The organism is Tessaracoccus sp. OS52, from assembly GCF_020687685.1.
GTDB lineage: Bacteria > Actinomycetota > Actinomycetes > Propionibacteriales > Propionibacteriaceae > Arachnia.
Genome location: NZ_JAJEWM010000003.1, coordinates 45,914 through 68,191 on the forward strand (window position 1 = coordinate 45,914; position 22,278 = coordinate 68,191).

22 protein-coding genes are annotated in these 22,278 nt (G+C 69.3%); 19 read left to right on the top strand and 3 right to left on the bottom strand.

The genetic code is table 11. The annotated features are described in order from the left end of the window. The first annotated feature begins 540 nt into the window (after window positions 1-540). From LKO27_RS11385 to LKO27_RS11470, 18 genes are all read left to right on the top strand, one after another. Entirely contained in the window at window positions 541-1,104 is a 564-nt protein-coding gene (locus LKO27_RS11385; RefSeq protein ID WP_227737850.1) for a hypothetical protein, read from the top strand. A gap of 162 nt (window positions 1,105-1,266) precedes the next feature. Further along, window positions 1,267-1,980 carry a CoA transferase subunit A gene (locus tag LKO27_RS11390; RefSeq protein ID WP_227737628.1) on the top strand — a complete coding sequence of 238 codons (714 nt, stop codon included), beginning with the start codon at window positions 1,267-1,269 and terminating at the stop codon, window positions 1,978-1,980. Then, complete coding sequence (locus LKO27_RS11395; RefSeq protein WP_227737629.1) at window positions 1,977-2,627, top strand: CoA transferase subunit B; 651 nt, start codon at window positions 1,977-1,979, stop codon at window positions 2,625-2,627. The genes LKO27_RS11390 and LKO27_RS11395 overlap by 4 nt, the downstream gene beginning before the upstream one ends. Then, a complete protein-coding gene (locus LKO27_RS11400) occupies window positions 2,620-3,798 on the top strand; it encodes an acetyl-CoA C-acetyltransferase (RefSeq protein WP_227737630.1) in 1,179 nt (392 codons plus the stop codon). Before LKO27_RS11395 ends, LKO27_RS11400 begins: the two co-directional genes overlap by 8 nt. A gap of 121 nt (window positions 3,799-3,919) precedes the next feature. After that, window positions 3,920-5,179 carry a substrate-binding domain-containing protein gene (locus tag LKO27_RS11405; RefSeq protein ID WP_227737631.1) on the top strand — a complete coding sequence of 420 codons (1,260 nt, stop codon included), beginning with the start codon at window positions 3,920-3,922 and terminating at the stop codon, window positions 5,177-5,179. A gap of 331 nt (window positions 5,180-5,510) precedes the next feature. Continuing rightward, window positions 5,511-6,278, top strand: a complete 768-nt coding sequence (locus LKO27_RS11410; protein ID WP_227737632.1) for an ABC transporter ATP-binding protein — start codon at window positions 5,511-5,513, stop codon at window positions 6,276-6,278. After that, entirely contained in the window at window positions 6,275-7,129 is an 855-nt protein-coding gene (locus LKO27_RS11415) for an ABC transporter ATP-binding protein (protein ID WP_227737633.1), read from the top strand. Before LKO27_RS11410 ends, LKO27_RS11415 begins: the two co-directional genes overlap by 4 nt. Further along, a complete protein-coding gene (locus LKO27_RS11420) occupies window positions 7,126-8,001 on the top strand; it encodes a branched-chain amino acid ABC transporter permease (protein WP_227737634.1) in 876 nt (291 codons plus the stop codon). The genes LKO27_RS11415 and LKO27_RS11420 overlap by 4 nt, the downstream gene beginning before the upstream one ends. Next, window positions 8,001-9,047, top strand: a complete 1,047-nt coding sequence (locus LKO27_RS11425; protein WP_227737635.1) for a branched-chain amino acid ABC transporter permease — start codon at window positions 8,001-8,003, stop codon at window positions 9,045-9,047. The genes LKO27_RS11420 and LKO27_RS11425 overlap by 1 nt, the downstream gene beginning before the upstream one ends. Next, window positions 9,044-10,582: an AMP-binding protein gene (locus tag LKO27_RS11430; protein WP_227737636.1), complete on the top strand. Its 1,539-nt coding sequence runs from the start codon at window positions 9,044-9,046 to the stop codon at window positions 10,580-10,582. Before LKO27_RS11425 ends, LKO27_RS11430 begins: the two co-directional genes overlap by 4 nt. Next, a complete protein-coding gene (locus LKO27_RS11435) occupies window positions 10,555-11,223 on the top strand; it encodes a TetR/AcrR family transcriptional regulator (RefSeq protein WP_227737637.1) in 669 nt (222 codons plus the stop codon). The genes LKO27_RS11430 and LKO27_RS11435 overlap by 28 nt, the downstream gene beginning before the upstream one ends. After that, window positions 11,216-11,965: a 3-hydroxybutyrate dehydrogenase gene (locus tag LKO27_RS11440; RefSeq protein WP_227737638.1), complete on the top strand. Its 750-nt coding sequence runs from the start codon at window positions 11,216-11,218 to the stop codon at window positions 11,963-11,965. The genes LKO27_RS11435 and LKO27_RS11440 overlap by 8 nt, the downstream gene beginning before the upstream one ends. Beyond that, a complete protein-coding gene (locus tag LKO27_RS11445) occupies window positions 11,962-12,858 on the top strand; it encodes an alpha/beta fold hydrolase (protein WP_227737639.1) in 897 nt (298 codons plus the stop codon). Before LKO27_RS11440 ends, LKO27_RS11445 begins: the two co-directional genes overlap by 4 nt. A gap of 285 nt (window positions 12,859-13,143) precedes the next feature. Next, on the top strand, window positions 13,144-14,352 hold the full coding sequence (locus LKO27_RS11450; protein WP_227737640.1) for a glycosyltransferase: 1,209 nt from the start codon (window positions 13,144-13,146) through the stop codon (window positions 14,350-14,352). A 35-nt stretch (window positions 14,353-14,387) separates the two neighbouring features. After that, window positions 14,388-15,116, top strand: a complete 729-nt coding sequence (locus LKO27_RS11455; RefSeq protein WP_227737641.1) for a PIG-L family deacetylase — start codon at window positions 14,388-14,390, stop codon at window positions 15,114-15,116. Then, window positions 15,113-15,742 carry an HAD-IA family hydrolase gene (locus LKO27_RS11460; RefSeq protein WP_227737642.1) on the top strand — a complete coding sequence of 210 codons (630 nt, stop codon included), beginning with the start codon at window positions 15,113-15,115 and terminating at the stop codon, window positions 15,740-15,742. Before LKO27_RS11455 ends, LKO27_RS11460 begins: the two co-directional genes overlap by 4 nt. A gap of 147 nt (window positions 15,743-15,889) precedes the next feature. Beyond that, entirely contained in the window at window positions 15,890-16,663 is a 774-nt protein-coding gene (locus LKO27_RS11465; protein ID WP_227737844.1) for a DUF937 domain-containing protein, read from the top strand. 94 nt (window positions 16,664-16,757) lie between these two features. Continuing rightward, on the top strand, window positions 16,758-17,411 hold the full coding sequence (locus tag LKO27_RS11470; protein WP_227737643.1) for an SIMPL domain-containing protein: 654 nt from the start codon (window positions 16,758-16,760) through the stop codon (window positions 17,409-17,411). Window positions 17,412-17,456: 45 nt separating this feature from the next. Here LKO27_RS11470 and LKO27_RS11475 read toward each other — a convergent pair whose 3' ends face one another. Genes LKO27_RS11475 through LKO27_RS11485 form a run of 3 tightly spaced genes read right to left on the bottom strand, consistent with a single transcriptional unit; the run spans window position 17,457 to window position 20,575 of the window. Then, on the bottom strand, window positions 17,457-18,494 hold the full coding sequence (locus LKO27_RS11475; protein ID WP_227737644.1) for a LacI family DNA-binding transcriptional regulator: 1,038 nt from the start codon (window positions 18,492-18,494) through the stop codon (window positions 17,457-17,459). A 9-nt stretch (window positions 18,495-18,503) separates the two neighbouring features. Further along, window positions 18,504-19,370, bottom strand: coding sequence for a sugar phosphate isomerase/epimerase (locus LKO27_RS11480; protein WP_227737645.1), 867 nt, complete (start codon window positions 19,368-19,370; stop codon window positions 18,504-18,506). Then, window positions 19,370-20,575, bottom strand: coding sequence for a Gfo/Idh/MocA family protein (locus LKO27_RS11485; protein WP_227737646.1), 1,206 nt, complete (start codon window positions 20,573-20,575; stop codon window positions 19,370-19,372). The genes LKO27_RS11480 and LKO27_RS11485 overlap by 1 nt, the downstream gene beginning before the upstream one ends. A gap of 437 nt (window positions 20,576-21,012) precedes the next feature. Between LKO27_RS11485 and LKO27_RS11490 the strand changes: the two genes are divergently transcribed. Further along, window positions 21,013-22,227, top strand: a complete 1,215-nt coding sequence (locus tag LKO27_RS11490; RefSeq protein ID WP_227737647.1) for an extracellular solute-binding protein — start codon at window positions 21,013-21,015, stop codon at window positions 22,225-22,227. The last annotated feature ends 51 nt before the right edge of the window (window positions 22,228-22,278 follow it).

The following is a 22,278-nucleotide window of genomic DNA, read 5'->3' on the forward strand; positions in this document are numbered from 1 at the left end:
AGCGCGATGAGCAACAACCCCACTCCCCCCGGCCCCGGTCCGGACGGACCTGGTCAGCCTCAAGGTCAGCCGACGCCGCCGACGCAGATGCATCCGGCTCAGCCCGGTCACCCACCGGGCCAGGGCCAACCCGCGCAGGGGTACCCCTCGGCAGGTCAGCCGGGCGGCTACGCGTCCGCAGGACAGCCGGGCGGCTACGCTTCTGCCGGACAGCCGGGGAGCTACCCTTCGGCCGGATCCCAGGGCCATGCGCCAGGCCCGGGGCCGGGCGCATACGGGCAAGCAGGTCGCCCACCGGGCCCGGCGGGGTACGGCCAGCCGGGCTACCCGCAGCAGGGCCAGCCCGGTTACGCACCCCCGGGATACGCTCAGCCCGGCTACGGGCAAGCCGGGTATGGATCGGGACAGCCTCCCTACGCCGGCCCGCAGGGGTACGCCTCGGCCCAACAGGGTTACGGAGCCCAGGGCCCCTACGGCCAGCCGGGTTACCAGCCGGAACCGGAGCGCGGCAGGAGCAATCTCCCTCTGATCATCGTCGCGGTGGTGCTCCTTGCGGCCATCGGCGCGGTGGCGTGGTACCTGTTCGACCGCGGGGACGACACCGTCGCGGAACCGACGACCAGCGCCACGGTTGCGACCACCTCCCCGAGCGACGAGGCCACCGTCGACCCGACGGAGCCGACCAACGAGCCGACCGACCAGGCCACCGAGCCAACTGATCAGCCGACGGACGAACCGGCGCAACCCACCGAGCCGACCGACCAGCCCACGGACCAGCCGACCGACGCCCCTCCCGCCTCGAACCTGCCGATCATGCCGTCACAGGTCGGCGAGTACACCCCGGTGAGTGAACCGGAGAGCGAGTTCGCCATGTACAGCAGCCCGGACGGCGTCGTGATCTTCACGATGTTCATCCCGGACGTGCAGAGGGACATGACGATGACGGGCATGGAGACGACCACCGTCGGGCAGTGGCTCTGCACCGCCAAGGAAGGTGAAGAGGCCTGCGCCGCAGAGGTCTATGACGGCACGCTCCTCCTAGGCGGCGGGACCGTGGAGGAGATGGTCGCCTTCGGGGACGAGTTCCTGACCCTCTGGGTGTAGGGGGACTTCTGGTTGGGGCGGTGGGCGAACAATGGCCCACCGCCCCTTCCCATGCCCGCGAAAGAAAGGTAACGAATCAATAACGTTGAAGACACCCCCTTTCCAAAACCTGAATCATGTTTCATGATTGGGCTACGGACATCGCCGACGAAGGAGTGGAGCGTGTCGAAACTAAAGGAGAGCGCAACGGAGGCGCTCACCGACCTCCTGCGCGACGGGATGGTGATCGCCGCCGGGGGCTTCGGCCTGTGTGGCATCCCGCGCGACCTCATCGAGGTGGTCCGCGACTCAGGCGTCACCGGCCTGACGATCGTGTCGAACAACCTGGCCATCGACGGCAAGGGCCTGGGCCTGCTGCTGGAGAACCACCAGATCTCCAAGGTCCTAGCCTCCTACGTCGGGGAGAACGCGCTGTTCGCCAAGCAGTTCATCGACGGCGAACTCGACGTCGAGTTCGTACCCCAGGGCACCCTGGCCGAGCGCATGCGCGCCGGCGGTGCGGGGATCCCCGCCTTCTACACGCCCACCGGCGTGGGCACCGTCGTCGCAGACGGCAAGCCGACGGCCGAGTTCGACGGCCGCACGCACGTGCTCGAACGTGCCATCGTCGCGGACCTGGCCCTGGTGCACGCCCACACCGCCGACACGCTCGGCAACCTCACCTACCGGCGCACGGCGCGCAACTTCAACCCCGTCGTGGCCACCTGCGGGAAGGTGACCGTGGTGGAGGCGGAGCACATCGTCGAGGCTGGCTCGCTGGACCCCGACGTCATCGTGACGCCGAGCGTCTACGTCGACCGGCTCGTGCGGTACTCCGGCGCCCCGAAGGACATCGAGCAGCGCACGGTCCGCCAGCGGGTGGAGGTCATGGCATGACCTGGACCCGCGACGAGATGGCCGCCATCGCGGCCTCGGAACTGAACGACGGCGACTACGTGAACCTCGGGATCGGCATCCCGACGCTGGTGGCCAACAACCTGCCCGACGGCGTCGACGTCATCCTCCAGAGCGAGAACGGGGTGCTGGGCATGGGCCCGTTCCCCTACGAGGGCGACGAGGACCCGGACCTCATCAACGCCGGGAAGCAGACGATCACGCTCACCCGCGGAGCGGCCATCTTCGACTCCGCGACGAGCTTCGGGATGATCCGGGGCGGCAAGGTGAAGATCGCCGTGCTGGGCGCCATGGAGGTCTCCGGCTCCGGGGACCTGGCCAACTGGCAGATCCCCGGAAAGATGGTCAAGGGCATGGGCGGTGCGATGGACCTGGTTGCCGGCACCCCGCGCGTGATCGTCATCACCGAGCACGTCTCGCGCAACGGCACCCCCAAGATCGTCAACGAGTGCTCGCTCCCACTCACGGGCGTGGGCGTGGTGGACCGCATCATCACCGACCGCTGCGTCCTCGACGTCACCGGCAACGGCCTGGTCCTGCGGCGCGTCGCGCCCGGCGTCACCGTCGAGGAACTGCGCGAGATCACCGAACCGGAGTTCACCGTGGAACTGGAGGAATCCTATGTCTGAGGTCGAGGTGGTGGTCCTGGCCGGTGCCCGGACGCCGCAGGGGCGCCTGCTGGGCCAGCTGACAGGGTTCAGCGCCGTCGACCTCGGGGCACACGCCATCCGGCACGCCCTGGAGCGGGCCTGCGTCGACGCCGCGGAGGTGGACCAAGTCCTGATGGGCCAGGTCATCCAGGCCGGCAGCGGCCAGAACCCCGCGAAGCAGGCGGCCGTCGCGGCGGGACTACCGATGTCGGTGCCCGCCGCCACCACCAACAAGGTCTGCCTGTCCGGGCTGGACACCGTCGTGCAGGCCGCCCGCCTGCTGCGGCTGGGTGCCGCGCGGGTCGTCGTCGCAGGCGGTCAGGAGTCGATGACCTCGGCGCCGCACCTGACCCGGGTGAGGGCCGGAGTGAAGTACGGTCCCGCGCAGTTCGAGGACTCCCTGGCCGTCGACGGCCTCGACGACGCCGAGCACCACATCTCGATGGGGCAGCTCACCGAGCAGGGCAACACCGACCGGAGCATGGCGCGCGAGGCGCAGGACGCCGTCGCCGTGGACAGCCACCTGCGGGCCGCGGCCGCGCAGGAGGCCGGACGCCTGGCCGAGGAGATCGCGCCCCTGGAGGTGACCGATCGTCGCGGCACCCGCGTCATCGAGCACGACGAGGGCATCCGGCCCGACTCCAGCCTGGAGGGCTTGGGCAAGCTGCGTCCAGCGTTCGCCAAGGACGGCACCATCACCGCCGGCAACTCCTCCCCCATCTCCGACGGCGCCGCCGCGCTGGTCCTGACCACCCGTCAGTACGCGGAGGAACGGGGCTGGGACTGGCTGTGCGTCGTCGGCGCCGACGGCCAGGTCGCCGGACCCGACACCCAGCTGCACGAGCAGCCCGCAGGCGCCATCGCAGCTGCGCTGGAGTCGTCGGGCACCTCGCTGAAGGAGCTGGACTTCCTGGAGGTCAACGAGGCCTTCGCAGCCGTCGCCATCTCCACCAGCAAGGCCCTGGGCTACCCGTTGGAGAAGACCAACCCCAATGGCGGAGCGATCGCGCTCGGTCACCCCGTCGGCGCCTCCGGGGCGCGGCTCGTCCTCACCGCGGCCCTGGAACTGCAGCGCCGCGGCGGCGGCAGGGCCGCCGTCGCCCTCTGCGGAGGCGGCGGACAGGGCGAGGCGGTGCTCCTGCGCCGTTGACCCACCCACCCGTTTCGACCACCCCCATCCGTTGCCCTGAGCCCGTCGAGGGGCACCGACCACAACCCGACAACCGACCCGGAACCACATACCGCTCAACGAAAGGCACATCATGCGGACAATGAAGTCTCTGCTGGCCACCGGCGCCGCCGCGCTCCTCCTGGGAGTCGTCGCCTGTGCACCCGGCACCCCGGCCGAGCCGGACACCGCCCCGGAGACCACCGCCGACGGCGCGTCGACCGCCGAGGAAACCACCTCGGAGGAGACCAGCTCCGAGGAGGCCACCTCGGAGGCGCCCGCGGGCGAGCCCGTACCCGTCGGCATCATCTACTCCCGCACCGGTCCGCTCGCCGCCTACGGCGAGAAGTTCCTCGAGGGCTTCGAGGCGGGACTCGACTACGCCACCGACGGCACCGGTGAGGTCAATGGGCAGAAGCTCGACATCACCTACGTCGACGACACCGGGAACCCTGAGAAGGCCGTCTCGGCCGCCAAGGACCTCATCGGTCAGGGCACCCAGATCATCGCCGGCAGCACCGCCTCGGGCGTCGCGCTCGCCGTCGCTGAGCAGGCCGCCCAGAACAAGGTCCTGTTCATCTCCGGGCCGGCAGCCGCAGACGCCATCACCGGCATCAACGACTACACCTTCCGCGCCGGCAGGCAGTCCCTGCAGGACGTCGCCACCGCCGCGTCCTACATTGAGGACGGCGCCAAGGTGCTGGTCTTCGCTCAGGACAACGCGTTCGGCCAGGGCAACGTCGCGGCGGTCGAGATGGCCTTCGCCGCCAAGAACGCCGAGGTCAGCAGCGTTCTGGTCCCCGAGGACGCCACCGAGTTCACCCCGTTCGCCCGCCAGATCATCGATGCCAAGCCCGACCTGGTCTTCGTCGCCTGGGCCGGTGCCACCAGCGGCGCCATGTGGCAGGCGCTGACCCAGCAGGGCGTCTTCGACGCGACCAGCGTCGTCACCGGACTCGGCGACACCAGCACCTACAACGCCTTCGGTGAGGCCTCCGCGGACATCAAGTTCCTGAACCACTACTTCGCCGGCGCAGCCGACAACGAGGTGAACGCCGCGATGCTCGACTTCCTGGAGGCAGACGGCAAGGCGGGAGACCTGTTCACCCCCGACGGCTTCGTCACGGCCCAGATGATCGTCCACGCCGTGGAGGAGGGCGACGGCAGCGTCGACTCGATGGTCTCCGCCCTTGAGGGCTGGGAGTTCGAGGGCCCGAAGGGCTCCTACCAGATCCGGGAGAGCGACCACGCGCTGATCCAGCCGATGTACCAGGTCAAGCTCGTCCAGGACGGCGCCAACTGGGTGCCCGAACTGGTGGCGGAGATCCCCGGTGAAGAGGTCGCGCCGCCCGAGGCCGGCTGACCACACCGCTGAGCGGGCAAATCCGCTGGTCGAGTAGCCCGCGAGGAACGAGCGGGCAGAACCGCTGGTCGAGTAGCCCGCGAGGAACGAGCGGGCGTGTCGAGACCAACCGCCACGGCAAGAGGTCTCGACACGCACCTCGGTCGCTGACGCTCCCGAGCCGCTACTCGACCAGCGGAAGGCAAGCCGAAGCCCGCGAGGAACGAGCGGGCAGACCCGCTGGTCGAGTAGCCCGCGAGGAACGAGCGGGCAAAACCGCTGGTCGAGTAGCCCGCGAGGAACGAGCGGGCGTGTCGAGACCAACCGCACCCACCACTACAGGAACAGGCAAATGAGTGAGACAACTCCCCAGCAGGGGAACGCGCTGGAGGTCCGGAACCTCAGCTGGAGCGTCGGAGGCGCCAACATCGTCATCGACGTCTCCTTCGAGGTCGCCCGCGGAGAGATGGTGGGCGTGATCGGGCCGAACGGCGCGGGCAAGACGTCGCTGTTCAACCTCATCTCCGGCATCAATCCCGTGACCTCCGGCAGCATCTTCCTGGACGGCAAGGACATCACCCACACCTCCATCTCGCGCCGCGCGCGGCTGGGGCTGGGCCGCACCTTCCAGACCTCGAGCCTGTTCCCACGCCTGACGGTCCTCGAGAACGTCCGGCTCGCCACACAGCAACGGCTCGGCGGCAACCTCTCGGTCTTCCGGAGCCCGCGCCACGACGACGAAGCCACCACCGAGGCGCTCCAGCACCTCCAGACCGTGCGCCTGGACGCCATCGACGCCTACGCCGGGGACCTCTCCCACGGCGACAAGCGCAAGCTCGAGATCGCCGTCCTGCTCGCCATGGATCCGGCGGTGATCCTGCTCGACGAGCCGATGGCCGGGGTCAACTCCTCCGACGTGCCGGAACTGATCGGCGTCATCTCGGACCTGAACGACACCGGGCGGACCATCCTCATCGTCGAGCACCACCTGGACGTGCTGCTCGGCATCGTGGACCGGGTGGCGGTAATGCACTACGGCAAACTGCTCGCCATCGACTCCCCCGAGGTCATCATGCACAACGAGACCGTCCAGAGCGCCTACATCGGAGACGTCGCATGAGTGCCCTGCTCACCGTCGAGCACCTGCGCGGCAGCATCGCCGGGCAGCAGGTGGTTGAGGACGTCTCCTTCGAGGTGCCGGCCAGCGGCGTCACCGCCGTCCTGGGACGCAACGGCGTCGGCAAGACCTCCAGCCTGAAATCCATCATGGGCCTGATCGACCGCACCGGAACCGTCGTTTTCGACGGCGAACCCATCGACAAGCTGCCCACCCACCGGATTGTCCAGCGCGGCGTCGGCTACGTGCCGGAGGACCGCGAGGTCTTCGGCACCCTCACCGTGCGCGAGAACCTGGACCTCGCGGTCCGGCAGCCGAAGCCGCGGTTCGACTTCATCTTCGACCTCTTCCCCGAACTTTCCGAACGCGCGTCACAGCGCGCCGGCACCCTCTCGGGTGGGCAGCAGCAGATGGTCTCGCTCGCCCGCGCCCTCATCAACGACAACCGGCTCCTCCTGGTGGACGAGCCCACGAAGGGCCTCGCCCCGCGCCTGGTCACGGAGGTGGCGAAGGTGCTCGCGGAGGCCGCCCGCACCGTCCCGATCCTCCTCGTGGAGCAGAACCTGCAGGTGATCAAGCAACTCGCCGAACACGTCGTGGTGATCGACGCCGGCCACACCGTCCACACCGGCCCCGCCGCCGAACTGCTCGACGACGCCGACCGGCTCCAGCGGCTCCTCGGGGTCCATGGTGCCAAGCCGGGAGAAGGGGTCCGGGGCCCCGCCCGGCACGCCGCCCGGGCCGACGCCGCGGCAGCCGCGCGCGCCGTCGAGCAGGATCCCGAACGGGGGCCCGCCAGCGCGAAGGCGCCCATCACCCGACCGACTGACACGACGGAGGATTCCGCCCCGTGAGCACCTTCATCCTTCTCCTTGTCACCGGCCTCGGCCTGGGCGCGCTCTACTTCCTGGTGGCCTCCGGGCTGTCGCTCATCTACGGCCTGATGGGCGTGCTCAACTTCGCCCACGGCTCGTTCCTGACCCTGTCCGCCTTCGCGGGCTGGGAGGTCGGCAGGCGCCTGGGCTTCGACACCTGGACCGGCCTGACCCTGGCCGTGCTCGCCGGCGCGGTCACCGGTGGCCTGTTCGCCGCTGCCACCGAGTTCTTCCTGGTGAGGCGCTTGTACAAGCGCCACATCGAACAGGTCCTGGTCACCGTCGGCCTCGCGCTGGCCTCCGTGGCCCTGTTCGAGGGCATCTGGGGCTCGGACCCGATCTTCCTGACCAACCGCGGCTGGCTCACCGCCACCACCAACGTCCTGGGCGCGCCCATCCCCAACGACCGTTTCCTGGTCATCGGCGTCGCCGTCGTGGTCCTGGTTGCGCTGGTGCTGTTCCTCAAGAAGACCCGCTACGGCCTGATCATCCGGGCCGGTGTGGAGAACCGGTCCATGGTGACCGCTCTCGGCATCGACGTGCGGCGCGCCTTCACCCTGGTGTTCACGATCGGCGGCATGGTCGCCGGCATCGGCGGTGTCATGGCCAGTCAGTACTACGGCTACGTCTCGCCACTCCTCGGTGGGACGTTGCTGATCTTCGCGTTCATCGTCACCGTCATCGGCGGCCTCGGCTCGCTTTGGGGCGCGGCCGTGGCGTCGGTCCTCGTGGCGGTCCTGCAGCAGTTCATCAACTACCACTACGGGCTCGGAGACTTCGTCGTCGTACTGCTCCTGGCGGTAGTCCTGCTGGTCCGCCCGCAGGGCCTCTTCGGAAGGAAGGCAGTCTGATGTCCCGCCTCAAGTCGATGCGCACCGTCATCACCGTCGCGATCGCCGCCGTGATCGCGTTCCTGCTGCCCCTGTTCAACATCCCCGGGCTCGGCATCCTCCCCGGCCCGACGTGGACCCCCGGATCCCTGCAGATCATGGCCCTCGCGCTCCTCACGGCGGGGCTGGCGCTGAGCTACCACCTGCTGTTCGGAGTCGCGGGGTTGCTCAGCTTCGGCCACGCCCTGTACTTCGGCATGGGGGTCTACGGTCTGGCCATCCTGCTGGACCAGACCGACCTGGGTCTCATCCCGGCCGCGCTGATCGTCCTCGCCGGCGGCGTCGTCCTCACCCACATCCTCGGGGCGATCAGCCTGCGGGTGGGCGGAATCGCCTTCGCCATGGTCACGCTGGCGTTCGCGCACGCGGCCAACGTGCTGGTGCGCCGCAACCCCGGCCGCCTGACCGGTGGCGACGAGGGGCTGTCGCTCAACACCACGAATATCCCCGAGGGCCTCGTCGGGGTCCTGAACACCCGCAACCTGTACTGGCTCGCGCTGGTGGTGATGATCTTCGTCTACGCGGTGGTCGCATGGATCGAGCACTCCCGTGCCGGCCACGTCGTCGCCGCCACCCGGGAGAACGAGACGCGCGTGAAGGTGCTGGGGGGCAACCCGTTCATCGTGAAGTTCTTCACCTTCGTGGCCGCCGGTGTGTTGGCCATCATTGTGGGCATGGCCTACTTGTTGCTGCAGTCGACCGCCAGCCACACCACGACGTCGGCGGACTTCACCCTGACCCTCCTGGTCATGGTGGTGCTCGGCGGCGTCGGGAGCAGATGGGGAGCCATCGTCGGCGCGGTCATCTACACGCTGCTGAACCAGCGGCTCGCCGCGCTGGCCGGTTCGCAGTTCATCAGCGACCTGCCCGTGGTGCTGCGCATCCCCCTGAGCGAGCCGATGTTCATCCTGGGCACCCTGTTCATCCTCGTGGTGATCCTGATGCCGGGTGGCATCAGCGGCGCCGTCGCGGACCTGCGCCGCAGGACCAGGAGGGTCGAGGCGTGAGCGAACTACACACGCTGGGCCGCTGGGTCAGCGACAACGCACGGGTCTTCGGCAACCACGTGGCGCTCGACGACAGTGGCCTCGAGGTGACCTACACCGAGCTCGAGTCCCGGATCGCAGCCCTGGCTGGCGCCCTCACCGATGCGGGCTACGGACCCGGGGACCGGATCGCGACGGTGACCAGCAACTGCGCCACCCACGTGGTGCTGCTGTTCGCCTGTGCCCGCACCGGCATTGCGCTGGCCCCCCTCTCGTGGCGGCTGTCGGCGACGGAACTGACCGCCCAGTTGGAGATCGTCGACGCCGTCCTGGTCGTGCACCAGAGCGAACTGGCTTCCCTGACGAGGTCGGCGCTGGACCGGCTGCCCGAGCCGCCACCGAGCGTCCTCACCACCGAGGTGGAGGCCCGCGTCCCGCCTCGGGAGCACCGCACACCGGTCACCCTGCCGCGGCCCGCCCAAGACGACGACCCGCTGTTGGTGCTGTTCACCTCCGGCTCCTCCGGCGCACCCAAGGCCGCGGTGCTGACCCACTCCAACTGCTTCTGGACCAACCTGTCCTTCTCACGCACGGTGCCGCTGACCCACGACGACGTGGTGTTGTCGGTCATGCCGCAGTTCCACTCCGGTGGCTGGAACGTGCAGACCCTGCTCGCGCTGTGGGTGGGCGCCACCGTCGTGCTGGAGCGGCACTTCGACGCCCGGCGCACCCTGCGCCTGCTCACCGAGCGCCGCGTGACCGCCCTGATGGCCGTCCCGATGCAGTACCACATGGTGGCCACCAGCCCAGGCTTTGAGACGTCCGACCTGTCCGCCCTGCGGACGGCCGTCGTCGGCGGCGCCCCGATGCCCGCCCCGCTGCTGCGCACCTGGCACGCGCGCGGCGTCGCACTCATCCAGGGCTACGGCCTCACCGAGGCCTCCCCCAACGTGCTCTGCCTGCCCGCCGCCGACGCCTACAGCCATGCCGGCTCGGCGGGCAAGCCCTACCCGCACCTCGACGTCGCCGTTGCGGACCTCGCCACCGGTGAGCATCTCGACGGCGAGGCCGAGGGGGAGTTGCTGGTCCGCGGACCTGGAGTCTTCGCCGGCTACCTCGGCGACCCTGAGGCCACCGCCGCCCGCATGGCAGGAGAGTGGCTGCGCACCGGCGACCTCGTCAACCGCGACGCCGATGGCTACTACACCATCCTTGAACGCCTCGACGACGTCATGGTCGTCGGCGGGGAGAACGTGCACCCCAGCGAGGTTGAACAGGTGCTGCTGCAGCACCCCGCCGTCGCCAACTGCGGAGTGGTCGGCGCCCCCGACGACGCCCGCGGCCAGGTCCCGTGGGCGTGGGTGGTCCGCAAGCCCGAGGTCCCCGTCGACGAGCACGAACTGGCGGCGCACTGCCGTGGGCTGCTTGCGGCGCACAAGGTCCCGCGCCGGTTCATCTGGGCCGACGAACTGCCGACAGCCGGTCTGAGCAAGGTACAGCGCTCGGCCCTCAGGAAGGAGGCGCAGGCATGGTCGCACAGCGTGCCTACGACCTGAATCCGCCGCAACCCGAACGGCCGCCCACGGCCAAGGGGCGCAAGACCCGGCAGCGGATCCTGGACTCGGCCACCAAGGTGTTCGCCGAACACGGCTACCACGACGCCTCGATCGTCAAGATCACCGAGGGTGCCGGGGTCGCGCTCGGGACGTTCTACCTGTACTTCGAGGGCAAGTTCGAGCTGTTCAGGGAAGTGGTGGAGGACCTCAACCACCGCGTCCGCCGAGCCATGTCGGAGGCCGGACTGCAGGGACACACCCGCTCCGAGATCGAACGCGCAGGCTTCCGGGCGTTCTTCGAGTTCTCAGCCGAGCACCCCGAGCTCCACCGCATCATCCGCCAGGCCGAGTTCGTCGACCCGGGCTCGATGCGCCGCCACTACCACCTGATCGCCGAGGGCTACGTCCGCGGCCTGAAGACGGCCCAGCGTCGCGGCGAGGTCGGTGACATCGACCCGGAGGTGGCCGCGTGGGCCTTCATGGGCATCGGCGAGATCATCGCCATGCGCTGGCTCGTCTGGCCCGCCGACGACGGCGCCCCCACCACCCTTCCCGAGCACGTCCTGGACCAGCTCATGGTGCTGGTCGACGGCGCGCTCAACCCACCCCGATCCAGCAGACAGGAGCAGCGGAATGGCTGAGGAACTCATCCGCCGAAAGGCCGTGGTCACAGGCGGCGCCAGCGGCATCGGCGCCGCGATTGCCAAGCGGTTCGCCGACGACGGCGCCCACGTCGTCGTCGCCGACCTCAACGAGGACGCCGCACGCTCCAAGGCCGACGAACTCGGCGGGGAGGCGTGGGTGGTGGACCTCTCCGACACCGCGGCCCTGGAGGAGTTGCGGCTGGACTGCGACATCCTGGTCAACTGCGCCGGCATCCAGCAGGTCTCCCCCATCGAGGAGTTCGACCCGGCTCGGTTCCGCCTGATCCACCGGATCATGCTGGAGGCCCCATTCCTGCTGATCCGCGCCGCGCTGCCGCACATGTACGCCGGCGGCTGGGGCCGCATCATCAACGTCTCGTCGGTGCACGGGCTCGTGGCCTCCCCGTTCAAGGCGGCCTACGTCTCCGCCAAGCACGGGCTGGAGGGCCTCAGCAAGGTGACCGCGCTGGAGGGCGGCGCCCACGGGGTGACATCCGTCTGCATCAACCCCGGATACGTGCGCACCCCGCTGGTGGAGAAGCAGGTGGCCGACCAGATGGCGGTCCACGGCCTGTCCGAGGCCGAGGTCACCGAGAAGGTGTTCCTCCAGATGCCAGCGGTCAAGGAGTTCGTCGAACCCGCCGACATCGCCGCACTCGCGTCGTTCCTGGCCGGACCGCACGGCCACATGGCCAGCGGCGCGAGCTACGTGATGGACGGCGGGTGGACGGCCAGATGAGCACCTACTCCACCTTCGACTCACCCGGGCTGTTGCACGCCGGCATCTGGGACCCCGACTGCGAACCCGCCGGCACGATCGTCGCCATCCACGGCATCACGTCCTCGCACAAGGCGTGGCTGGCGTTCGCCCGGGAGCTGCCCGAATGGCGGATCATCGCCCCCGACCTGCGTGGACGCGGCCTGAGCAACCACCTCGAGGGCCCCTACGGCATGGTCCGCCACGCAGACGACGTCGCCGCCCTGCTGGCACACCTCGGGGTTGAGCACGTGCTGCCAGTCGGGCACTCGATGGGGGCGTTCGTCTCGGTCGTGCTGGCGCACCGCTACCCGCACCTCATGGACCGGCTGGTCCTCGTCGACGGCGGCATCCCGCTGCGCATCCCCGACGGGATGGACGCCCGCGAGGGGATCGAGGCAGTGCTGGGACCGGCGGCGGAGCGGTTGTCGCGGACCTTCCCGTCGCTGGCGGACTACGAGGCCGGCTGGCGCCAGCACCCGGCGATGAAGGAGTGGAACGACGACATGTCGGACTACGTCGCCTACGACCTCCACGGCGAGCCGCCGTCGATGCACCCCGCCACCCGGTACGAGGCGATGGCGGCCGACACCGTCGACGTCACCGGCGACGGCACCGACCTCACCCGCGCCCTGGACGCGCTGACGCTGCCGATCCTCCTGCTGCGCGCCGAGCGTGGCATGTTCGACCAGCCCGAGGGACTCTACCCGCCCGGCTGGCTCGACGGCTGGAAGGATCGGGTCCCCACGCTGGAGGTCCGCGACGTCGAGGGTGTCAACCACTACACGATCGCCATGCTGCCTCAGGGAGCGCGGGTCGTGGCCGACGCCGTCCGCGAGGGTGTCACGGTAACCAGTGCTCCGGTGGTCGAGTAGCGGGCCTGCTGGTCGAGTAGCCGGCTCCGCTGGTCGAGTAGCAGGGCTCCGCTGGTCGAGTAGTCGGCGAGGAACGAGCCGGCGTGTCGAGACCACTCGCCACGGCCCAACACCAACTCCAGCCGGATCTCGACACGGCGCCGCTCGTCCCTCGCGGGCGCCTACTCGATCATCGGGAGCTGGCGACAGCCGGATCTCGACACGGCGCCGCTCGTCCCTCGCCGGCGCCTACTCGATCATCGGGGGTCGGAAACGAGCCCCGACGAGACCGTGTAGCGTCGCCCCATGACCTTGCGGGTTGCGTTCGTCTCCATGCACACGTCGCCGGCGGAGCGGCCCGGCACCGCCGACGCCGGCGGGATGAACGTGCTGATCCACGCGCTGGCCGACGCAATGGGCCAACTCGACGTGCACGTCGAGTTCATCACCCGTCGCGGGGGCCCGGACCAGCCCGACGTCGTCGACTTCGCCGAGGGGGTAGTCCTGCGCCACGTGACCGCGGGGCCAACCAAGCCGCTTCCCAAGAGCGAGATCCACCACCACATCGACGAGTTCCGCGCGGGGATGTCGGAACTCGGCCCCTTCGACCTCATCCACTCCCACCACTGGATGTCCGGGGTGGCCGCCATTCCACTCGCGCGGGAGTGGGGCATCCCGCACGTCATGACCTTCCACTCCGTGGCCGCACACCCGAACTCCTCCCTCCGCGACGGCGAGCCGCCCGAGACCCCTGACCGGCTGGCCGGAGAGGTGCTGTGCGCCGAGCAGTCGGACCTGGTGATCGCCGTCTCGCACCACGAGGCGGCCGTCGTGATCGGACGCTGCAACGCCGACCCGGAGCGCGTCGCCATCGTCCGCCCCGGCGTCGACGTCGACCTGTTCCATCCCGTTGGGGACTCGGATCCTCAGGGCTGGACCCCGGAGCCCGGCGTCCGGCCAGGCTACCTCGTCTTCGCCGCCCGGCTGCAGCCGCTGAAGGGCCCCGACGTCGCGCTCCGCGCCCTCGCCGGCGTACCGGCCGAGATCCGGCCCGACCTGGTGATCATCGGGCAGACCTCAGCGGACTTCGCCGGATACGAGGCCGAGCTGCACCAGCTCGTCGACGACTTGGGTCTGACCGGCAACGTGGTCTTCCTGCCCGGCCAGGACCGGGAGTCGCTGGCGCAGATCATCCGCCACGCGTCGGTGATGCTGGTGCCATCGCACTCCGAGACGTTCGGGCTGATCGCGCTTGAGGCGTCGGCCTCCGGGGTGCCGGTGCTTGCCGCCGCCGCGGGCGGCCTGACCGAGGCCATCTGCAACACCCACACCGGGATCCTGGTGCCTGGCCACGACGCCGCCGACTGGTCCCGCGAACTCACCGCCCTCCTCCGCGACGACGAACGCCGCGCCGCGCTCGGTGCGACTGGTCGTAGGCGCGCGCTGGACATGACCTGGTCGACGGTGGCCGAGCGCACTCTCGCGGCCTATCACCGGGTGCTCCGCGCCCACTGAGACCACTCAGCCCCACTAACCGAATCGGAGGCATCATGAGCCACATCACCTTCGTCCACGCCCACCCCGATGACGAGACCATCGCTACCGGTGCCCTGATCCGGCACCTCGTGGACGCCGGGCACACCGTCACCGTCCTGACCGCCACTCGTGGCGAGCTGGGCGACGTCGTCCCCGGCCCGCTGTCGCACCTTGCCGGGACGCCCGAACTCGAGTCCCACCGCCAACAGGAACTGGCGGGAGCCCTCGCGGTCCTGGGCGTTGCCGAGCACGCCTACCTCGGGACGCCGCCGGCGCGGGACGCCGTCGGGTCCCGCAACTACCGCGACTCCGGAATGGTCTGGCTCAGCGAGGGCGTGGTGGGCCCGGTCGAGGACCCGGACGAGCGTTCCTTCTGCGCGGCGGAGGAGGCCGACATCCTCGCCGACCTCATCGCCTGGCTGCGGCACGTGCACGCCGATCTCGTGATCACCTACGACGCCGACGGCGGCTACGGCCACCCCGACCACGTCCGCTGCCACGAGGTCACCCGCACCGCGGCGGATGTGCTTGGACTCGACTTCGCCGTCGTGGTGCCGGAACCCGGCGACGGCGTGGTGTGGTTCGACCTGACGGAACTCGAACCCGTGGTGGTCGAGGCCCTGCGCCACCACGCGTCGCAGGTGAGCGTGGACGGTTCCACCCTGACCCACAGCGGAGGGCAGAGCGAACCCGTCACCACCTCCGTGGGGCTGCGCGGCAGCACGGCAGTGATCTCGCGGTGAGTGCGGCGGGCAAGCGGTTCCGGCACGTCTTCTGGGACATGGGCGGGACGATCGTCAACACCTACCCCGCCCTCGACGCCGCACTGGCCGACGTCGTCCGGGCCGCCGGGCACGACGTCGCCCAGGCCGACGTCGCCGCCGCCACCAGGATCTCGACGGGCCACGCCGTCGAGGTGCTCTCCGAGCGGTTCGGTATCCCGGTCGAGGAGTTCGAGCGGGCCGAGGACGCCCTGAAGGAGCGCTGGCGAAGCGACCCACCGCCGGCCATGCCGGGGCTGGATCAGGTGATGGCACAGGTCTCGGGGCTGAATCTGGTGGTCACGCACCGCGACCGCCGCAGCGCGTCGTCGCTGCTGGACGGGCTCGGAGTGGAGGTGGACGACCTCATCTGCACCGATGACGGCTTCCCCCGAAAGCCGGACCCCGCGATGTACCTGGAGTTGGTCCGGAGGCACGGGCTCGAAGTCGATGACTGCGTGGGAGTGGGCGACCGGCCGATCGACTCCGAGGCCGCCGCGGCCGCGGGGATGGCGACCGTGATGCTCACGACACCGGGGGTGGAGGTCCGCGAGGCCGGCGACCTGATGATCGAGCACCTCACCGACCTGCTCCCCCACCTCGCCTGACCGGCGCCCGATCACCGACGCAGATCGGTTGCCTGAGCCAGAGTGTCGGAAGTTGGCCCATGCCTGGAACAAAGAACCCACACTGAAGACCCAACGGCGGACCCCGCTTGTGCTTTATTGAAGGTCTCCCAACAGGAAGGGCTTGTGATGAACGCAGTAAACGACATCCTCAACCGCATTCCCATGGATCAGTTGGCCGACCAACTGGGCACCGACCAGGCCACCGCCGAAGCGGCGGCTCGTCAGGCCGTCGCGTCGCTCGTCGGCGGGATGCAGAGCAACGCCACCGATCCGGCCGGCGAGGCCTCTCTGGCCAACGCCCTGAACCAGCACAGTTCATCGCAGTTCTTCACCCAGTCGCGGGTCGACCTCAACCAGGTGGATACCGCCGACGGTGAGAAGATCGTGTCCCACGTGTTCGGCTCACCCGACGCGCAGCCGGCCCAGCTCGGCGGCATGCTCGGCAACGCGCAGGTGCAGAAGTTGCTGAAGATGCTCGCGCCGATCGTGATCGGCTACCTGGCCGGCAAGGTGACCAGCGGCGGTTTCGGCGACATCCTCGGCGGCATCCTCGGCGGCGGTCAGCAGCGCCAGTCCGCGCCCGAACCCCGTCGCCAGGGCGGCGGTGGCCTCGGTGACATCCTCGGTCAGGTGCTCGGCGGGGGTGGCGGCGCCACCCAGCCCGAGTCCGTCCAGCAGACCGGCGACAGCCCGTTCAACACTCCGCGCACCGGCGACCCCGGCCCCGCCAGCCCAGGCACCGACCGGTTCCCCACCAGCAACGAGGTCCCGCAGGGCACCGGCGACCATGACCAGATGCCCGACGACGCGCGCGAGGCCCAGGAAGCCGACGAGATCAGGCGCAAGGAGGGCGGCGGGGGCCTCGGGGACATCCTGGGCGACATCTTCGGCAAGCGCTGAAACCATTGCCATCTGAGAACCATTCTCATTACTATGTTGTTGGGTCGGCCGGACGTCCGCAGCCCGTCCGGTCGGCCCCACGCAAGGAGCGCGCATGAGAATTACAGTCATCGGCGACGCCCGCGCCGAGCTTCCGCCTGAACTGGCGGTCCTGCACCTCACTCTGGGCCATGAGTCCGGCGACCTCGACAAGGCCGTGAGCCAGGCCACCCAATTGGCCCAAGCCATGAACGCCGAGTTCCGCGCGCTCAAGGATGCGGACCCCTGCCCTGTCACGGAAACCGTGCTGCTCCCCCTGGCAACCCGAAGTTGGCGACCGTGGGCCCAGGACGGCAGCCAGCTGCCGTTGCGTCACCAGGCCCAGAGCCGCGCCAGGCTGACCTTCAGCAACTTCCGGGCGATGAGCGCGTTCATCAACGGGTGGGCGCGGGAGGCTGGCGTCGTCGTCGATCATGTCGAGTGGAGGCTCACCGAGCAGCGCGAGCGCGCGGAGAAGTCCAGGATCCTTGCCGAGGCCGTCGCCGACGCCCACGAGCGGGCTGGGATCCTGGCGATCGCCGCCGGGCAGGGGGAGGTCCGCTTCTTGGAGTTGTCGGATTCCCCGCTCGACGGCGGCGCCCCACCCGGATTGTTCGCGGCCGGCGGCGCGGACTCCGCGATGATGCGGGGCGGCGGCGACGGCGTCGACCTGACGCCCGAGGACATCCGGCTCCAGGCCCGGGTGCACGCCCGCTTCACCACCGACTGAACGCGACGATGCGGCGGCTCCGGCCCGCATCGGCAGGAAGCTCGCTCAGCTGCGCGGCGGGGTGCTGTCGCGCAGGAGGACCTCGAGGCCGAGGGCCTCGTTGTCCTGCTCCCAGTCGTCGTCGAGAGCGGCATGGAAGGCCTGGTAGCCGACCTGGTGCAGCGGTACGTGCACGGTTGTCAGCGTGGGGCTGACGTCGCGGCCGGTGGGGATGTCGTCGAAACCGGCCAGGGCCACGTCGGTGCCCACCTCGCGTCCCGCGGCCCGCACGACGTTGAGGGCGCCGATGGCCACGGCGTCGGAGATGCCGAAGACGACGGTGCCCGGCTCGACGCCGTCGGCGAGCGCCTGGGTCATCAGCTCCATGCCCGATTCGCGGCTGAACCCACCGCGGTAGACCCGGGGTTCCTCGCCGCCCCCGGCGGTGAACCCGGCGGTGAAGCCCTCGACTCGGGCGTCGCTGGTGACCATGCCGTCCGCCGCGGCCAGGACGACGGCGCTGCGATAGCCACGTTCGGCGAGGGCAGCGCCGAGCGCTTCCCCACCGCCACGGTTGTCGACCAGGACAGTCCTGACGCTGCCGGCTCCCTCGCCGAGGGCGACGACGCGGCCGCCGGCCGCCTCGACCAGGTCCAGTTCGCGCTGCAGTTCGGGCGCCAGCTCCCGCGACATTCGCGACGCGGCCAGGATCAGGCCTCGGGGCCGTTGACCGCGGAGGGCGCGGACGAGGCGCACCTCGCGCTGGGTGTCGCGATCGGTCATTGCGACGGTCACCACCAGACCCGACTCGTCGGCGCCCTGCGCCACGCCGGAGGCGAGTTCACCGAAGTATGGGTCGGCGATGTCGGCCACCAGCAGCGCGACCACTGCGGAGGTGCCGCGCGCCGTCGCCTGCGCCGAGAGGTTGGCGGTGTATCCGAGCTCGGCCGCGGCTGCCTCGACCCGCTCTCGGTAGGACTCGGCCACCTTCCGGGTGGAACCGTTCAGGACCCTGGACGCGGTGGCGAGTGAGACACCGGCCGCGTGCGCGACGTCGTGCAGGGTCGCCGAGCCCGGGCGTCGGGCGTGTGTGGGTGTCGGCATGGCTGGATTCTAGGGGTTCAGATGCGGTGAGACCGCAGCGGAGAAGCCCGCGGCGGTGAGGCGGACGGCCTCCGACGGGTCTGTGGCCCAGATGTCGGCGTTGAAGATCTCCACCTCGATGTCGCGGTCGTAGCCGGAGGCCATCACCGCCCGGGTGATGGGGCCGAAGTCGATCACGCCGTCGCCCGGGTAGTGACGCGCCAGCAGGACGTCCTGCGGCAGCGGGGTGGCCCAGTCGCAGACCTGGTAGGTGGCGATCCGCCCCTCACGGCCGGCGCGCTCGACCTGGGCGATGACGTCGGGGTCCCACCAGATGTGGAAGGTGTCGACGGCGGCGCCGACGACCGCGCCGTCGAAGTCCGCCGCGATGTCCAGTGCCTGGCCGAGCGTGGACACGACGCAGCGGTCCGATGCGTACATCGGATGGAGCGGCTCGATGGCGAGCGTGACCCCTGCGGCCTCGGCCTCGGGGGCGAGTTCCCCGATGGCGTCGCGCACCCGCTCGCGGGCCCCGGCGAGGTCACGGGAACCCTCGGGCAGTCCCCCGGCGACGAGCACCAGGACCGCAGCTGACCCGGGCGCGCCGGCGGCCGCCAGCGTCGCGGTCTCCTCGATGGCGACGCGGTTGTCATCCAGCGACGACCGCCGCGCCGGCCCCTCCGGGAGCGTGAAGAACCCGCCCCGGCAGTGCGACGAGAACCGCAGCCCGGAGTCGGCCAGCATCTGCGCGGCGGTGGCGAGTCCGACCTCCTGCACCGGTTCGCGCCAGAGCCCGATGGCCTGCACCCCGGCGTCGGCCGTGACGCGCAGGGCGGTGGCGAGGTCCGCGTACTTGATCGTCGCCTGATTGATTGACAGCCGCGGGTCGACGGACATCAGCCCTCCAGGCCCAGCCGCGGCAGCTCGACCTTGCGGCCCTCGCGAGCCGACTGCAGCCCGGCCTCCGCGAGCAGCACGCCACGCGCGCCGGCAAGGAGGTCGAACTCGTAGTCGGTGCCCTCGACGTAAGAGGTGAGGAACTCCTCCCACTGCTGCTTGAAGCCGTTGTCGAAGGTCCGGTTGGCGGGGATCTCGGCCCAGTCGGCGGAGTAGTCGTGGGAGTCGGCGAGGTCAGGGTTCCAGACCGGCTTCGGGGTCGAGTTGCGGTGCTGGATCTTGGCGCCGAACAGCCCGACGACGGCCGAGCCGTGGGTGCCGTCCACCTGGAACTCCACGAGTTCGTCGCGGTTCACGCGCACGGTCCAGCTCGAGTTGATCTGGGCGACGATGCCGCCCTCCAGTTCGAAGGTGCCGTAGGCGGCGTCCTCGGCGGTGGCGTCGTAGTGCTCGCCCTTCTCGTCCCAGCGGTCCGGGATGTGGATGGCTGCGGTGGCGTAGACGCTCTTGACCTCGCCGAAGAGGTTCTCCAGGACGTAGTTCCAGTGCGGGAACATGTCGACGATGATGCCGCCGCCGTCCTCGGCACGGTAGTTCCAGCTGGGCCGCTGGGCCGGCTGCCAGTCGCCCTCGAAGACCCAGTAACCGAACTCGCCGCGGACAGACAGGATGCGGCCGAAGAAGCCGGAGTCGATCAGCAGCTTGAGCTTCTGGAGACCGGGCAGGTAGAGCTTGTCGTGCACGACGCCGGTCTTGACTCCGGCGGCCGCTGCCAGGCGCGCGAGTTCCACGGCCTCGTCCACCGTCTCAGCCGTGGGCTTCTCGGTGTAGATGGTCTTGCCGGCGGCGATCGCCTTGCGCAGGGCCTTCGCGCGGGCCTTGGTGACCAGGAAGTCGGCGTAGATCTCCCAGCGGGGGTCGGCGAGGGCGGCGTCGAGGTCGGTGGTGTAGTCGTCGATGCCGTGACGCGCTGCGATCTCGGCGAGCTTGCCCTCGCTGCGACCGACGAGCAGCGGGCGGACGGTCACCTTCGACCCGTCGGGCAGTTCGACGCCACCCTGCTCGCGGATAGCGAGGATGGAACGCACCAGGTGCTGGCGGTAGCCCATGCGTCCCGAGACGCCGTTCATGATGATGCCGATCTCGCGGACGTTGCGAGCTGCGGACTCGGCTGGAGCCTGGGAGGCATTGGTTGTCGTCGTCACTACAGATTCCTTCTCTCGAACCCATCGTCGGGTAAGCGCTTTCCACAATACTGTCATGCCTCACCCGCTTCCGCAAGGGGAACGAGCCGTACGAAGGGGCTGCTTCGTCGGCCGCCGCAAAGCGCAAACCGCGACTTTCGTTTGCACAAGCAGGGGAAAAGAGTCGACAAGTAACACCGACCTGCTTCCCACGGGGCCGATCACTCTCGTAGGTTCCTCGCGGGCGGCTACCCAGCGGCCCCAAGGACATCGAAGTCAAAGGAGGAGAAACGATGATGTTTTCTCGCCACACCAGAGCCACTCTTGTAGCCCTCACAGTGAGTGGACTCGCCCTCACTGGCTGTGCCGGTGCAGCAACCACCGATGAATCGCCCACGCCCTCCGCAGAAGAGACAGGCGCTTCCACCCCGGAGGAGTCCGGCGCTCTTGAAGGGACGGTGTCGTTCCGTTCATGGAGCCCCATCGCCCAGACGACTGAGCAGATGGTGGCCGCATTCCAGGACGCCAACCCCGGCACCACCATCGACGCCACGATCTTCAATTACCCGGAGTACCTGGTGGATCTCCAGACGCGCGCCAGTTCCAACACCTTCCCCGACATCGTCGGCCTCCAGCCGGGCGCCCTCACCCAGCAGTACCGCTCCAACCTGATGCCGCTGCAGGACTGCGCCGCCTCCACCTGGGGCGAGGACTGGCAGGAGATGTTCTACCCCATCGGTATTGAGCAGGCTCGCGCCGGAAACCCGGAGGGCGACGAGAATTTCTACTCCCTGCCCATCTTGGTCCAAACGGTGAACCTGTGGGCGAACACCCAGCTCTTCGAGGAGGCAGGCCAGGAGATCCCCCAAACATGGGACGAACTCAAGGCAGTCGTCGAAGCGATGGAAGGTAACGGTTACGCCCCGTTCATGCTGCCGGCGAAGGATGGCTGGTTGCGCAACGCCGTGTTCCTCCAGATCGCCAACAACGTCGAGCCGGGACTGGTGTACCAGGCCGAGGACGGCGAGGCGGACTGGACGAGTCCGGAACTCATCGAGGCCTTTGACTACTTCGGCAGGCTCTTCAGCGAAGGGATTGCCCAGGATGGCGCCATAGGTCTTGATGCGTACCCGTCCGGTGCCAACCAGTTCGAGGCCGGCAACGCCGCCATGATCCCCCTGGGAGCCTGGTGGATCCAGCAGTCGGACCCGACCAAGGACCAGTCCACCATCCCTGCTTTGTCCGTGGGCATGGAGGGATATGAGCCTTTCCTCTTCCCGACGCTCCCGGGAGGTGCCGCGGAATCCCAGTTCGTGGGCGGCATCGACGTCTCGCTGGGGATCTCCGCCAACAGCGAAAACCCTGAACTGGCCTGCGCAGTCCTGACCGATTGGATTGCGGGGGACGGAGGGCAGAAGCTCATCGACACCATGAATGACATCCCTGCGGTCAAGGGCCTGAATCCCAGCGAGTTCACCTCGGAGAAGCAGGAAGCCATCTGGGACACCTTCGTCAACGACTGGCTGCCAGAGGTGAAGTACTCCCGCTACTTCGATGACCCCAAGCTGGACCAGGCCGTTTCCGACGCCCTGGCCGCTGTGGCCACCGGCGAGCAGACAGCGGAAGAAGCTGCCGCAGCCGTCCAGTCCGTGTCTGACACCCTCAACAACTAGCCGCCTTGTGCGCCCCGGGAGCCTCAGCCCGGGGCGCTTGGCAGGACAGAC

Coding starts and splice junctions, on each gene's coding strand:
- LKO27_RS11435 (WP_227737637.1), top strand. CDS start 10,555: ATGGTCGCACAGCGTGCCTACGACCTGAATCCGCCGCAACCCGAACGG.
- LKO27_RS11425 (WP_227737635.1), top strand. CDS start 8,001: ATGTCCCGCCTCAAGTCGATGCGCACCGTCATCACCGTCGCGATCGCC.
- LKO27_RS11465 (WP_227737844.1), top strand. CDS start 15,890: ATGAACGCAGTAAACGACATCCTCAACCGCATTCCCATGGATCAGTTG.
- LKO27_RS11415 (WP_227737633.1), top strand. CDS start 6,275: ATGAGTGCCCTGCTCACCGTCGAGCACCTGCGCGGCAGCATCGCCGGG.
- LKO27_RS11405 (WP_227737631.1), top strand. CDS start 3,920: ATGAAGTCTCTGCTGGCCACCGGCGCCGCCGCGCTCCTCCTGGGAGTC.
- LKO27_RS11480 (WP_227737645.1), bottom strand. CDS start 19,370: ATGTCCGTCGACCCGCGGCTGTCAATCAATCAGGCGACGATCAAGTAC.
- LKO27_RS11455 (WP_227737641.1), top strand. CDS start 14,388: ATGAGCCACATCACCTTCGTCCACGCCCACCCCGATGACGAGACCATC.
- LKO27_RS11470 (WP_227737643.1), top strand. CDS start 16,758: ATGAGAATTACAGTCATCGGCGACGCCCGCGCCGAGCTTCCGCCTGAA.
- LKO27_RS11400 (WP_227737630.1), top strand. CDS start 2,620: ATGTCTGAGGTCGAGGTGGTGGTCCTGGCCGGTGCCCGGACGCCGCAG.
- LKO27_RS11410 (WP_227737632.1), top strand. CDS start 5,511: ATGAGTGAGACAACTCCCCAGCAGGGGAACGCGCTGGAGGTCCGGAAC.
- LKO27_RS11450 (WP_227737640.1), top strand. CDS start 13,144: ATGACCTTGCGGGTTGCGTTCGTCTCCATGCACACGTCGCCGGCGGAG.
- LKO27_RS11440 (WP_227737638.1), top strand. CDS start 11,216: ATGGCTGAGGAACTCATCCGCCGAAAGGCCGTGGTCACAGGCGGCGCC.
- LKO27_RS11445 (WP_227737639.1), top strand. CDS start 11,962: ATGAGCACCTACTCCACCTTCGACTCACCCGGGCTGTTGCACGCCGGC.
- LKO27_RS11475 (WP_227737644.1), bottom strand. CDS start 18,494: ATGCCGACACCCACACACGCCCGACGCCCGGGCTCGGCGACCCTGCAC.
- LKO27_RS11395 (WP_227737629.1), top strand. CDS start 1,977: ATGACCTGGACCCGCGACGAGATGGCCGCCATCGCGGCCTCGGAACTG.